This window comes from Polaromonas aquatica (genome assembly GCF_050626995.1).
Taxonomy (GTDB): domain Bacteria; phylum Pseudomonadota; class Gammaproteobacteria; order Burkholderiales; family Burkholderiaceae_C; genus Polaromonas; species Polaromonas aquatica_A.
The window spans coordinates 4,426,699-4,439,231 of sequence record NZ_CP192467.1; the positions used below are offsets into that span (position 1 = coordinate 4,426,699).

Annotated in this window: 13 protein-coding genes; 4 read left to right on the forward strand and 9 right to left on the reverse strand. The window is 59.3% G+C overall.

Translation table 11 applies throughout. From position 1 onward, the window contains the following. Nucleotides 1-213: 213 nt before the first annotated feature. The 6 genes from phoB to pstS all read right to left on the reverse strand — a co-directional run bounded on the left by phoB (nt 214) and on the right by pstS (nt 5,809). A complete protein-coding gene (phoB, locus tag ACQ4MS_RS21100) occupies nt 214-939 on the reverse strand; it encodes a phosphate regulon transcriptional regulator PhoB (protein ID WP_431096707.1) in 726 nt (241 codons plus the stop codon). A gap of 169 nt (nt 940-1,108) precedes the next feature. Continuing rightward, the gene (gene phoU / locus ACQ4MS_RS21105; RefSeq protein WP_431096708.1) at nt 1,109-1,810 is read right to left on the reverse strand and encodes a phosphate signaling complex protein PhoU; all 702 of its coding nucleotides are present in this window, start codon (nt 1,808-1,810) and stop codon (nt 1,109-1,111) included. 167 nt (nt 1,811-1,977) lie between these two features. Beyond that, a complete protein-coding gene (gene pstB, locus ACQ4MS_RS21110) occupies nt 1,978-2,757 on the reverse strand; it encodes a phosphate ABC transporter ATP-binding protein PstB (RefSeq protein ID WP_431096710.1) in 780 nt (259 codons plus the stop codon). A 53-nt stretch (nt 2,758-2,810) separates the two neighbouring features. Beyond that, nucleotides 2,811-3,671 carry a phosphate ABC transporter permease PstA gene (gene pstA / locus ACQ4MS_RS21115; RefSeq protein WP_431096711.1) on the reverse strand — a complete coding sequence of 287 codons (861 nt, stop codon included), beginning with the start codon at nt 3,669-3,671 and terminating at the stop codon, nt 2,811-2,813. Continuing rightward, nucleotides 3,668-4,633, reverse strand: coding sequence for a phosphate ABC transporter permease subunit PstC (gene pstC, locus ACQ4MS_RS21120; protein WP_431096713.1), 966 nt, complete (start codon nt 4,631-4,633; stop codon nt 3,668-3,670). The genes pstA and pstC overlap by 4 nt, the downstream gene beginning before the upstream one ends. 132 nt (nt 4,634-4,765) lie before the next feature. Continuing rightward, nucleotides 4,766-5,809 carry a phosphate ABC transporter substrate-binding protein PstS gene (pstS, locus tag ACQ4MS_RS21125; protein WP_431096714.1) on the reverse strand — a complete coding sequence of 348 codons (1,044 nt, stop codon included), beginning with the start codon at nt 5,807-5,809 and terminating at the stop codon, nt 4,766-4,768. Nucleotides 5,810-6,035: 226 nt separating this feature from the next. Between pstS and ACQ4MS_RS21130 the strand changes: the two genes are divergently transcribed. The 4 genes from ACQ4MS_RS21130 (at nt 6,036) to ACQ4MS_RS21145 (ending at nt 10,000) form a co-directional block, all read left to right on the forward strand. Next, nucleotides 6,036-6,515, forward strand: a complete 480-nt coding sequence (locus ACQ4MS_RS21130) for a fasciclin domain-containing protein (protein ID WP_431096715.1) — start codon at nt 6,036-6,038, stop codon at nt 6,513-6,515. Between the two features lie 173 nt (nt 6,516-6,688). Further along, complete coding sequence (locus tag ACQ4MS_RS21135; protein ID WP_431096717.1) at nt 6,689-7,828, forward strand: ABC transporter substrate-binding protein; 1,140 nt, start codon at nt 6,689-6,691, stop codon at nt 7,826-7,828. Between the two features lie 87 nt (nt 7,829-7,915). Further along, nucleotides 7,916-9,415: an exopolyphosphatase gene (gene ppx, locus ACQ4MS_RS21140; protein WP_431096718.1), complete on the forward strand. Its 1,500-nt coding sequence runs from the start codon at nt 7,916-7,918 to the stop codon at nt 9,413-9,415. 126 nt (nt 9,416-9,541) lie between these two features. Then, nucleotides 9,542-10,000 (forward strand): hypothetical protein, encoded by a 459-nt coding sequence (locus tag ACQ4MS_RS21145; RefSeq protein ID WP_431096719.1) that lies wholly within the window; start codon nt 9,542-9,544, stop codon nt 9,998-10,000. A gap of 87 nt (nt 10,001-10,087) precedes the next feature. Here ACQ4MS_RS21145 and ACQ4MS_RS21150 read toward each other — a convergent pair whose 3' ends face one another. The 3 genes from ACQ4MS_RS21150 to ACQ4MS_RS21160 all read right to left on the reverse strand — a co-directional run bounded on the left by ACQ4MS_RS21150 (nt 10,088) and on the right by ACQ4MS_RS21160 (nt 12,531). Beyond that, complete coding sequence (locus ACQ4MS_RS21150) at nt 10,088-10,666, reverse strand: hypothetical protein (protein WP_431096720.1); 579 nt, start codon at nt 10,664-10,666, stop codon at nt 10,088-10,090. Between the two features lie 41 nt (nt 10,667-10,707). Further along, nucleotides 10,708-11,805 (reverse strand): hypothetical protein, encoded by a 1,098-nt coding sequence (locus ACQ4MS_RS21155; RefSeq protein WP_431096721.1) that lies wholly within the window; start codon nt 11,803-11,805, stop codon nt 10,708-10,710. A gap of 507 nt (nt 11,806-12,312) precedes the next feature. Next, nucleotides 12,313-12,531: a hypothetical protein gene (locus tag ACQ4MS_RS21160; RefSeq protein WP_431096723.1), complete on the reverse strand. Its 219-nt coding sequence runs from the start codon at nt 12,529-12,531 to the stop codon at nt 12,313-12,315. Between the last annotated feature and the right edge of the window lie 2 nt (nt 12,532-12,533).

Consider the following 12,533-nt stretch of genomic DNA (forward strand, 5'->3'; position numbering starts at 1 on the left):
CTTGTGGATCTTCGGAAAGCCTCGTGAACATCGACGTTTCCTCTGCGTTCGAATTTAGCTTATGGGTGACGGCGCTATGCACCCGATTGCGCCACGCACGATGCGCCATGCGATGTTGCTCCGTCGTGTGGGCAGCAGCCCACTGCATTGTCGCGCCTTGCCTGACACCCCGTGCACAGCACACCCGGGCATATCCAGCTACTGTTTTCAGGATCATGCGCTGGATTGTGCGGCAGCTACCGGGTTGTTGGCGGCCATGGCTGTCAGCCGATAGCCAGCGCCGCGAACGGTTTCCACCATGGTGCCCGCCGCGCCCAGGGCTTCGCGCAGGCGCTTGACGTGGACGTCGACGGTGCGCTCTTCGATGAAAACGTGGTCACCCCAGACCTTGTCGAGCAGGGAACTGCGGCTGTGCACGCGTTCGGCGTGTTTCATCAGATAGTGCAGCAGCTTGAACTCGGTCGGGCCCAGCTTGAGCTCCTGGCCCAGGTAAGAAATACGGTGCGTGGCAGCGTCCAGGACCAGCCCGCCCACCGTCACGCTGTCGTTCACCGACTCGGGTGCGCGGCGGCGCAGCACGGCACGTATGCGCGCCAGCAGCTCCTGGGTGGAAAACGGCTTGGTGATGTAGTCGTCGGCGCCGGCGTCCAGCCCGGCCACCTTGTCGGGTTCGTCGCCGCGCGCCGTCAACATCAGGATGGGAATGCTCTTCGTGCGCGCCTGCTTGCGCCAGTGGCGGGCCAATGCCAGGCCGCTCTGCCCCGGCAGCATCCAGTCGAGCAGGATGGCGTCGGGCAGCACGGCGTCGAGTTCGCGCTGGGCCGATACGCTGTCTTCCGCCACTACGGGGTCAAAGCCGCCATGCCGCAGGTTGACGGCAATCAACTCGGCGATGGCCGGCTCGTCTTCAACGATCAGTATGCGGGGCAGGTGTTTCATGTTGAAAATTCGTTCTCGCAGAGGCCCAAAAGCTCATGCAGCAAAAGGTCCTCCGGCGGCGGGCTACTTCTTATACCAGCAGGGGCCGCGGGACTGGCTTTGCCAGACCGCAGACGCAGCGGCCCCCTCGGGGGGGAGGAAGCTACATGAAGTGAGCGACCGTGGGGGCTCATTTCACTGCAGACTCAATTTGCTCCATCGGCGTGTGCCGCACATCGGCTCCCTTGACGATGTAGATGATGAACTCCGCGATGTTCTTGGCATGGTCGCCCACGCGCTCAATGGCCTTGGCCACGAACAGCAGGTCCAGGCTCGGCGAGATGGTGCGGGGGTCTTCCATCATGTAGGTGATGAGCTTGCGCACAAAACCGTCGAACTCCTGGTCGATCTGGTCGTCTTCCTTGAGGATGGAGACCGCCACAGAGGTGTCCAGCCGGGCAAAGGCGTCCAGCGCCTTGCGCAGCAGGCCGGAGGCCAGCTCCGCCGCCACGCGCAGGTCGGACGAAGGCAGGGCCCGGGCCGAGCCGCTTTCGATGATGGACTTGACCATACGTGCGATCTTTTCGGCTTCGTCGCCGGCACGCTCCAGGTTGGCCGTGGTCTTGGAAATCGCAATCAGCAGGCGCAGGTCCCGGGCCGTGGGCTGGCGCCGCGCGATGATGGATGACAGCTCGCGGTCGATGTCGACCTCCATCGCGTTGACGCGCGCTTCGGTTTCGATCACCTGGTTGGCGCTCTCGGCATTGAACTGCGACAGCGCGTAAATGGCCAGGCGAATCTGCGACTCGACCAGCCCGCCCAGCTCCATGACGCGCGAAGAGACGCCGTTGAGTTCGCTGTCAAACTGGGTCGAAAGGTGTTTATCAGGCATGTTATTCCCTTGAGGTTATTCGCCGTTGCAACCGAGGTCACAACGCATGAGACAGTCACTGCCCACCCAGCGGGTGCCGCGGAACCGGCTTTGCCGGGCCGCAGGCGCCGTCCCCCTGAGGGGGATTCCGGCTACACGCAGTGAGCCGAGGCAGGGGGCAATCTTGTTCATCCGAAACGGCCGGTGATGTAGTCTTCGGTCTCTTTGCGCTTGGGCTTGAAGAACAGGTCTTCGGTTGCGCCGAATTCAACGAGGTCACCCAGGTACATATAAGCCGTGTAGTCGCTGCAGCGGGCGGCCTGCTGCATGTTGTGCGTCACGATGACCACCGTGTATTCGTTCTTCAGTTCGGCGATCAGTTCTTCCACCTTGGCGGTGGAGATCGGGTCCAGCGCCGAGCAGGGCTCGTCCAGCAGCAGCACTTCGGGCTTGATGGCGATGCCGCGGGCAATGCACAGGCGTTGCTGCTGGCCACCCGAGAGGCTGGCGCCGCTCTGGTTGAGCTTGTCCTTGACTTCCGTCCACAAAGCGGCCTTGCGCAGCGCCCATTCCACGCGCTCGTCCATGTCCGAGGCGTTCAGGCTTTCAAACAGCTTCACGCCGAAGGCGATGTTGTCATAGATCGACATGGGGAACGGCGTAGGTTTCTGGAACACCATGCCGACCTTGGCACGAATCAGAGCCACATCCTTTTTGGACGTGAGCAGGTTCTCGCCATCAAACATGATCTCGCCTTCTGCGCGCTGCTCGGGATACAGCTCGTACATGCGATTGAAAATACGCAGCAAGGTGGATTTCCCACAGCCTGAAGGGCCGATGAAGGCCGTGACCTTCTTCTCAGGGATTTCCAGGTTGATGCCCTTGAGGGCGTGAAACTTGCCATAGTAAAAGTCGAGATTCTTGACCGAAATCTTCGACTGCTCGCGTTGTGCGGTGAGAGTGTCCATCTTTTGACCTTGTAGGGTTAGGTAGGCTGAAGCAAATAACGTGGTTCAACCGGTCAGTTTTTATTGCGCGTCAACACGCGAGCCAGGATATTCAAACCAAGCACAGCGATCGTGATCAGAAACACGCCTGCCCACGCCAGTTGCTGCCAGTTTTCATAGGGACTCAGCGCAAACTTGAAAATCGTTACAGGCAGGCTGGCCATCGGCTGGCTCAGGTCGGAGGTCCAGAACTGGTTGTTCAGCGCCGTGAAGAGCAGAGGTGCAGTCTCACCGGCGATGCGCGCAACAGCCAGCAATATTCCAGTCGTGACGCCCGCACGTGCAGCTCTCAGCGTAATGCTGGTGATGACTTTCCACTTCGGTGCGCCGAGCGCATAGGCTGCCTCACGCAGGCCTGGCGGGACCAGCTGAAGCATGTTCTCGGTCGTACGTATGACCACCGGAATCACGATCAGCGCCAACGCCAGCACACCCGCCCAGCCCGAATACGACTTGAACTGCGACACAACAACGGTGTACACAAACAGGCCAATCACGATGGACGGAGCCGACAGCAGAATGTCGTTGACGAATCGCGTGACCGACGCAAGCCAGCCCTTGGTGTTGTACTCGGCCAGGTAAATTCCGGCCATGATTCCGATGGGGGTACCGACAAACGTGGCAAGCAACACCATCAGGAAGGATCCGTAGAGCGCATTGGCAATACCGCCCTCTTCATTGGGCGCCGGCGTCATCTGCGTAAGAGTAGCCATCGAGAGGCCACCGATTCCCAGGCGTATGGTTTCCCAAAGAATCCACGCAAGCCAGAAAAGGCCAAACGACATGGCGGCAAGAGAAAGAACAAGCGCAACCTTGTTCACCAGTTTGCGGCGGGCAAACTTTTCCAGACGAGCATCAGGCATCACGGCGCTCATGTTTTGGCTCCTTCACTTTTCCGCAATTGAGCCAGCAGCAGCTTCGACAGGGACAGCACGACGAACGTGATGAAGAACAGCACCAAACCCAGATAAATCAAGGCAGCCTGATGCAGACCCTCCCCTGCTTCGGCAAACTCGTTGGCCAGCGCCGACGTAATGCTGTTGGCAGCCTGGAACAGGCTCAGCGAGTCAAGCTGGTTGAAGTTGCCGATGACAAAGGTCACAGCCATGGTTTCACCGAGCGCGCGCCCAAGACCCAGCATGATGCCGCCAATGACACCGGCCTTGGTATAAGGCAACACCACTTTGGAAACGACTTCCCAGGTGGTCGAACCCAGGCCATAAGCCGACTCCTTGAGCAGCACCGGCGTCACTTCAAATACATCCCGCATCACCGAGGCGATAAAAGGGATGATCATGATGGCCAGAATAATGCCAGCAGACAGGATGCCAATGCCAACCGGCGGCCCCGATACCAAGGCGCCGAGGTATGGAACGCCGCTGAAAAGACTTTGCAGCGGCTGCTGCACATAGGTTGCCAGGATGGGTCCGAACACCAGCAAACCCCACATGCCATACACGATGGAGGGAACTGCGGCGAGCAATTCAATGGCGGTGCCCAGTGGCCTCTTGAGCCAGGCTGGCGAAAGTTCGGTCAGGAACAGCGCAATGCCAAAACTGACTGGCACGGCAATAACCAGGGCGATCAATGACGTGGCAATGGTGCCGTAGATCATGACCAGGCCGCCGTACTCACCCTTGACAGGGTCCCAGACGCTGCTGGCCAGGAAGCCCAGGCCGTATTTGCTGATAGCGGGCCAAGCCCCAATCACCAGCGAAACAAGGATGCCGGCCAGCAGGCTCAAGGTCAGCCAGGCCGCGCCTTGCGCAGCCCAACCGAAGAGCCGGTCGGCCAGGGGGCTTCTGCGCACAGCGCCGCCAGGGGGAGGATTGGTCATATCGCGTCCGGTCGCTTTGGCCGGGTGGTCAAAAGCGGCCCGGCTAGCAGGAAGTGTAGAGGACACGTGGGAAACCCCTATGGTTTGTGACAACAACGGAAAACCGATGTTTCAAGGCTTATTTCTTAAGGCTTACTTGTAAGCAACGGCTTTGCCGGATGCATCCTTGATGTCAGCCCAGGATTTTTCGATGATGGTCTTCACGTTGGCAGGCATGGGCACGTAGTCCAGGTCGTCGGCGGTCTTGTCGCCATTTTTGTAAGCCCATTCAAAGAACTTGAGCGATGCGGTGGCCTGGGCTGGCTTGTCCTGGACTTTTTGCATCAGGATGAAAGTAGCGCCGGTGATGGGCCACGAATCCTTGCCTGGCTGCTCGGTCAGGATCTGGTAGAAGCTCTTGGACCAGTCGGCACCGGCTGCGGCTGCCTTGAATGCGCCATCTTCAGGCGACACAAAATTGCCGGCGGCGTTCTTCAGTTGGGCAAAGGTCATTTTGTTTTGCTTGACGTAGGCGTATTCCACATAGCCGATCGAATTGGGCAGACGGCCGACGAATGCCGCCACGCCTTCATTTCCCTTGCCGCCGGCGCCTACTGGCCAGTTCACCGCGGTGCCCTCACCTACTTTGGACTTCCACTCGGGATTCACTTTGCTCAGGTAGTTTGTGAAAATGAAGCTGGTGCCGGAGCCGTCAGCGCGGCGAACCGGGGCGATGGCCGCATCAGGCAGGGCCAGTGTGGGGTTCAGTGCCTTGATGGCCGGATCGGTCCAGTTGGTGATCTTGCCCAGGTAGATATCACCCAGTACCTGGCCGCTCAGCTTGAGCTGGCCTGGGGCGATGCCCTTGATGTTGACCACAGGAATCACGCCGCCGATCACGGTGGGGAACTGCATCAGGCCTTTCTTGGCCAGCTCTTCGTCCTTCAGCGGGGCATCGGAAGCGCCGAAATCGACGGTTTTCGCTTCAATCTGACGCAAACCGGCGCCGGAACCGACCGACTGGTAGTTGATCTTGACGTTGGTGGCCTTGTTGTAATCAGCCGCCCACTTGGAATACAGGGGAGCCGGGAAGCTCGCACCGGCGCCGGTCACGTCCTGGGCAGCGGCCAGCGTGGCGAATGACGCGAGGGCAACGCCCATTACGGTAGTCAGGGTAGCTTTGAAAGTCAGATTCATCAGAACACCTCTTGGGTTGGAAATAGGGGAAATGAGTCGGGATTGGCGGGAGCCATGCGGTGACATGCGTCGACTGTAGAAATCTTGTGTGACAAGAATGTGACAAATATGACAGTCCTTCAGACCGTTGCCTCCCCTGTAAATCGTCACAAAACCTTCAAATACCCGTCACGGATTTGTCATTGAGTTCTCCTACGCTTGGCCCTGTCTTAATCAGGAGAACCCCATGTTGAACCGCCGCTTTCTGTTCCTCGCCGCCACTGTTGCAGCCCTTTCTGGTTGCGCTACCACCTCCACCCCTGTGTCAGTGGCGGACACGATTGCTACCCAGTCACAGCTCAGCACCCTCAACGGCCTGGTCACCAAAGCCGGCCTAGCCGACACGCTCAAGGGCACTGGCCCTTACACCGTATTCGCGCCCACCAACGCGGCTTTCGCCAAAGTGCCCGCCAAAACCATGGACGACCTCGCCAAGGACCCGGCCAGACTCAAAGCGGTTCTGGCCTACCACGTGGTTCCCGGCAAGGTAATGGCAGCAAACGTCAAGAACGGCAACACCAAAACCGTCCATGGCGCCAATGTGGCGCTCTCCAAGGCTGGCGAATTCGTCACCATCGAGGACGCCCTGGTCCAGACCGCCGATATACCGGCAACCAATGGCGTTGTACATATTGTGGACAGCGTGCTGATTCCGCCCGCCAAGTAAAGCCTGTCAGTGCATCAACGGGTCAAGCCTCAGGGTTTGGCCCGTTTTTTATTGAATTTATGAGATTTCGCGCGTTACCCCGTTGCAAGGCGGGCGCAGGCAGCTATCGTTTTAATAGCAATCCACGCACGGCGAGCTGCCTCGTGCACCAAGGAGCATCCATGCCATCTCAAATGCCCTTAGTCTCAGTCAATCGCCGCCAGTTGCTGCAGCGCGCCGGACTGGCCGCCGCAGCAACTGCAAGCCCGGCCTGGGCCCAACCCGGCAAAGGAGCCTCATCGCGCAGCATTGTCGTGGCCCAACCGGTCGACTTCTCCCAGGCGCAACAGGACGTCTCCAAGGATTTCCTGATCGGCTCACGCGCCGCCTGGCAGGACATTAACCTGCGCGGCGGCGTGCGCGGCCGGCAGGTCCAGCACCTGACGCTGGAATCAGACGGCACGCCGGCGAGCTTGCGCACGGCACTGGACTCGGTCAAGGACAACCCTTCCTGCGTAGTCCTCTCGGGCAGTGTCGGCGACCATGTCGCCAGCCAGATCGTGGCGCTTTCCCACCAGCTGGGTCTGGGCATCCCCCACGCCGCACCGTGGCTGCAAAACTCCAGTCTCGACATTGACGACAAGACTTTCCCCATCTTCGCCGGCCGTCAGGAACAAATCACCTATGCACTCAAAAGCCTCACCACCATGGGTCTGAAAGAGCTGGGCGCCATTTACGCCACTGCGCAGGACTACACCGCCTACCACGCAGACGTCGAACGCATCGCGGCGCGCATGCAGCTCAAGCTGCAACTCTTCAAGGCGGCGGGCGACCTGCGCGCCTTGAGCCAGAAACTCACGCCGCAGACACCTGCCGTATTGCTGTTTGTGGGTGGCACGCCTGAACTGGCCGAGTTCACCCAGGGCCTGGAAAAGCAGTCGCGCCAACGCTACATCGTCGCATTGGCCGACGTGAACCTGCAAACCATGCTGCAGATGGGTGCGGCACGAAACACACCGGTCATCGCCACCCAGCCAGTGCCGCTGGTCAATGCCAGCCTTCCGGTGGTCAGGAGCTACCGCGAAACGCTTTCACGCCTCTTTGACGAACCCCCCACACCCCTGAGCCTGGCGGGGTACATCGCTGCACGCTACACCTACGAGGTACTCAACGATGTTGACGGTCCACTGAACCGCCAGAGTGTTCTCGCCGCTTTTCAGCGCCGTGCAAAGCTGGATGTCGGCGGATTCAGCATCAGCTTCGATGCCCAGCGAAGGAGCGGCAACTACGTCACACAAAGCATGATGACGATCGACGGCCGACTGGTCGGCTAAGCAAGGGCTTGTAAACACTGTGTCGACTGACCAGAAATGCTGATGCGAGTCCCGCGCGAATGCTATGGCAAGCCCTTAAACTCAGGTATGCAAAACGGAACGCTACTCGCCGCTGTAGACCTCGGGTCCAACAGCTTTCGACTTGAAATCGGCCGCTTTGACGCCGGCCAGATCCACCGCACCGAATATCTCAAGGAGACCGTTCGCCAGGGCAACGGGCTGGATGCCGACCGCAACCTGACCCCTGAAGCCATGCAGCGCGGCTGGGACTGCCTGGCGCGCTTTGGCGAACGCCTGGCCGGCTTCAAGAAGTACCAGGTCCGCGCTGTCGCTACCCAGACCTTGCGCGAGGCGCGCAACCGTGAGGAGTTCCTGGAACGTGCCCACAAAATCCTCGGCTTTGCCATTGACGTCATCCCGGGCCGCGAAGAAGCCCGCCTGATTTACCAGGGCGTGGCCCACCTCTTGCCCCAGTCCGATGAACGCCGGCTCGTGGTGGATATCGGTGGGCGATCCACCGAGATGATTCTCGGCAAAGGCCTGGACGCGCACACCATGGAGTCCTATCGCGTCGGCAGCGTGGCGTGGTCGATGAAGTACTTTCCCGACGGGCAGTTCACCCCACGCGCTTTCCAGACGGCGGAGGTCGCCGCCAAGGCGGTGCTTGACGAAGCCGTCAACACATACCGCGCCGGCACCTGGGACACGGCCTATGGATCCTCCGGCACGATTGGCGCTGTCAGCGACGTGCTGACCGCTTCGGGCTGGCCCGCGGGCATGGTCACGCAGGAAGGCCTCGACTGGCTGCTGGACCGCCTGCTCAAGGCGCAAAGCGCCGACCGGCTGAAGCTTGACGGCATGAAAGACGACCGCCGTGCCGTCATAGGTGGCGGTGTCAGTGTTCTGCGTGCGGTCTTCGACCTGCTGAACATCACGCAAATGGACGCCGCCCAGGGAGCCCTGCGCCATGGCGTACTCTATGACCTCGTCGACCGGGAGCAGGACTTGACCGACCTGCGGTCCACCACCGTGCAGCGGCTTGCCAGCAAATTCGGCGCCGATGCTGCGCAGGCACAGCGGGTCAGCAAAATCGCCAAACACCTGTTCGCCATGGCCAGTGCCGGTATGCCCCGCGCCGACACGGAGCGATTCCAGCGCAAGCTGGAATGGGCGGCCCACCTGCATGAAATTGGCGCTCAGATTTCCCACAGCGACTATCACAAACACGGCGCCTACATCCTGGACAACGCCGACGCGCCCGGCTTTGCCCTGCCCGAGTTGCACCGCCTGAGCCTGCTGGTGCTGGGCCATCGCGGCAAGCTTCGCAAGCTCGAGGTCAACTTTGACGACCGCGTGTTCATCCAGCAACTGCTGTGCCTGCGGCTGGCCGTCATTCTGTGCCATGCCAGGCGTGACCCGGATCTCAAAGGCCTTCAACTCGAAAGCAGCGCCGAGCCCAGCAAGATTTTTGTGCTGAACTGCCGCGCCGGCTGGGCGCAAGCCTTTCCCCAATCGGCCCACCTGCTGCAGGAAGAAGTTCTGGCGTGGCAGAAAACGCCGTGGACGCTGGTCGTTCCCGGCGGCTGATCCCGCTCCTTCTTTTCGGCTGAGCGCACGAGCAGTCAGCGCAAATCCGGCGAGTTGATCTCTTTCGAATAAACCGTATAAACTGTATATACGGTTATTCGACCGCTCACTCAAAAGGATCAATCCATGGCTACCCGCAACAAAGCAACTGCAAAAACCACTGCACAGGCACCCACCACCCCCAAGACCCAGGTGAAGACTGCCGCCAAACCGGCCACAAAAAAAACGTCCCCCGCCAAGGCTCCGGCCGGCAAAGGCACCGTCAAGAACGCCATCGTGAAAAAAGCGGGCGTCAAAAAGCCGGCCGTCAAACCCCAGGCGAACGCCAAGCCCGTGAAAGCTGCCAAGCCCGAGAAAACCAAAAAGCCCAAGCTGGTCCGCGACAGTTTCACCATCCCGAAAGCCGAATACGTGGTACTGGAGGAGCTCAAACAACGCGCTGCCAAGCTGACCCGCCCCGCCAAGAAAAGCGAACTGCTGCGCGCAGGCATCAAGCTGCTGGCCAGCCTGTCCGACGCTGCCTTCCTGACGGCGCTGGAGCAGGTTCCCGCCATCAAGACCGGCCGCCCTACGCTCGGCACCTAAGCGCTACACAACGGCAGCTTCCAGCACCCGCAAGAGTGCTGGGTTGCTCATGGAGCGAAAAAAAACCTGGGCGCCATGCCTGGCCGCCTAGTCTTCCCAATGGAATAGCGCATCGAACTCCGTATAGGGCGGATCGCCGAGGATGGTTGGAACTTGTATGTCAGGGTGCAGGGGACTGGACAGTTCCCTCTTGGACAATCGCCGCAAACCACAGCTCTCCAGGACCTTCTGGACCTGCGCCGCCAGATCAAGCACTCCTGGAAAGGACAGCGAATCGACGCCCTGGAAGGCGGGTAGATAACTACTGCCTCCTTTGGCGTGCCAACGCTTTTCCCCTTCCATGAATACGAAATAGGGCGAGAGGCGTGAGAGCAGGACCACCAGGCCGACATGCTCTTCGCCTTGGCGCAAGGGAGATGGCACATCAAATGCTGGAGTTGGCCTATAGAACCAGGCGTCGACGAACGATGCATACCCTGAACCGTAATGCCCCCATTCGATACGCGACAAGGTATCCGTTGCCGAAGAGATCTCTTCACACACTGTCTTGAGGTAGCTATCGATCTGCGACTCGTCGCGGGTGCTCCAGGGATGCTCGAAAGAAATGCATTCTTGCGCCAACAATTGGTCAAGTTCTTTCGCTGAGAATAAGGATGAGGTGTTCATGGGTTTAGGGAATCCAGCATCTCTTCCAGCCCATCTATCGATCAGCTTCTTGCGTTTGAGAACGAGCCCATCGATGACTTGTCAGGCCGTGGCGCCAAAAAGAAGGCGGCAGACGCACTACAGGCGAACGCCATCAGAACGGCCAGGGCGAACCTGATGGGGAAGAGATTCGTCAGTCCAGCATCTGGAACTGGATTCCAGACCGCAACACCAAACTGGAAGGTCGCGCAGACGCAGAAAACCAGAACGGCGGCAAGGTTCGAAGCCAGCGTGACAACCAACTTTGATTTGATGATGCGGCGAGAAATAGAAAAACAAGCCGTCCATGACGCGAAAATAATCAGTACCAGTGGAAGTCCGTTTGAGGCGGAAATAGATGTGTCTGACACGCTACCCGGGATATTTTTTCCGGCTTCCCATACAAGATTTGTTGAAAGTACCCGCGTGAATGGAACTGTGAACGAAATCAAAAGAGCGACGGCTGACGCCATCCGCGAATTTTTGATGCTTGCAATAACTTTTCTGGTCATAGTGATCAGGAGGCCTGAGGAATGAAAGGGACTTCCCCGTCCCAAGCAAGGTGCGAGTCCAGTTTGCGAGCCTTGAGAAACAAGCCAAGCCGCACTCTGAACCAACCCAAGACTGCGCAGGTTTTCCTGCAACTCAGCAATGGTGCTCCACGGCAGAATCGGGGAGTTCGCCCGCTCGTCGGGTGGGTTGGACGGCAGTTCATCGGACCACCCGCCGCAGCCGACCAGTGGAAGCAGCGGCCGTTTGTGCAGCCAGGCCAGGTGAACCTCGGATTTGGTACCTGCACGGCCGCCAATGACGATGCAAGCATCGCCGGCAAGGGCCATCAGGAGATTACGGGCATCCCCCATACCACAGGGCAGCACCACCGTCGCGGGCCAGTCCGGCGCAGGCATATGGTCCGGAGGAACGATGCTGAGCACCAGACCGTTGGCCTGAATCGCCCGCTCGGCGGCGACTCTGGTGGCGGGGCTGCCGCACCCGCTCACAACGGTAACGCCGAATTTCGCCAGCGCTTCACCCGCTTCCCCGGCAAGCTCATAAGCGCGAGAACCGGGATCGGCGCTGCCGAGTACACAGACTTGGGGTTTTCGGTAAGAAGCGATCATGTGGCGAGTTTACGACCTGACGTTGGAACGAAAGGCAGCAGGTGGAAACCTCATCCCGATGGAATTGGCCAGCGGATGGCAGGTGAAAGAATTCCCACGACAAGCCCTCCGAACTGATTGGCATGTCAGGCCGTCTACAACACTACTTCGAGTTCCCCGATGAAACATTCGCACGACGCGGCCACATAAGGCGCACGGCACCGTACAGCGCCAACATTGTCAGAAAGATTCCTGAAGCAAGCTCCAGCCAGATTTGCAGGGGATCAGGGATTGCAGTGCTTAACCAGTTTCCGAACTCACACAGCAACCGCCCCTTTCCGGAACAGCTGTCGAGACGGAACACGGGCGTTTCTGCATTTAGCAGGTGATACGTGGTGGCAGCCATCACCAAAGCCAGGACGCAAAGTACAAGTCCACCTAATATTCGAAAGGCAGGCCTGACGGTCGTCTGAGTGGGTTGCTGAAAGTGCTGCGGCATTAGCGAGCAAAACGATCCGATGTGAATCCTCAGCTTGAAGAGGGAAAGCGCATGGCGAAGAGGAAACACAAGCCGAATGCGACCTCCCCAAGGCCAACGAGGATTGCAGGAAGCCCTTCAACGATACGATGTTTACTGCTGTCTTCATGCCATGTGAATTTGGCTTCCCGGCGCAGGACACTCTTCACACCCGAGGCGATGAAGGCAAGGCCGAACAGCAGGAGGACAATTTTTAAGAGCAGCGCCATGA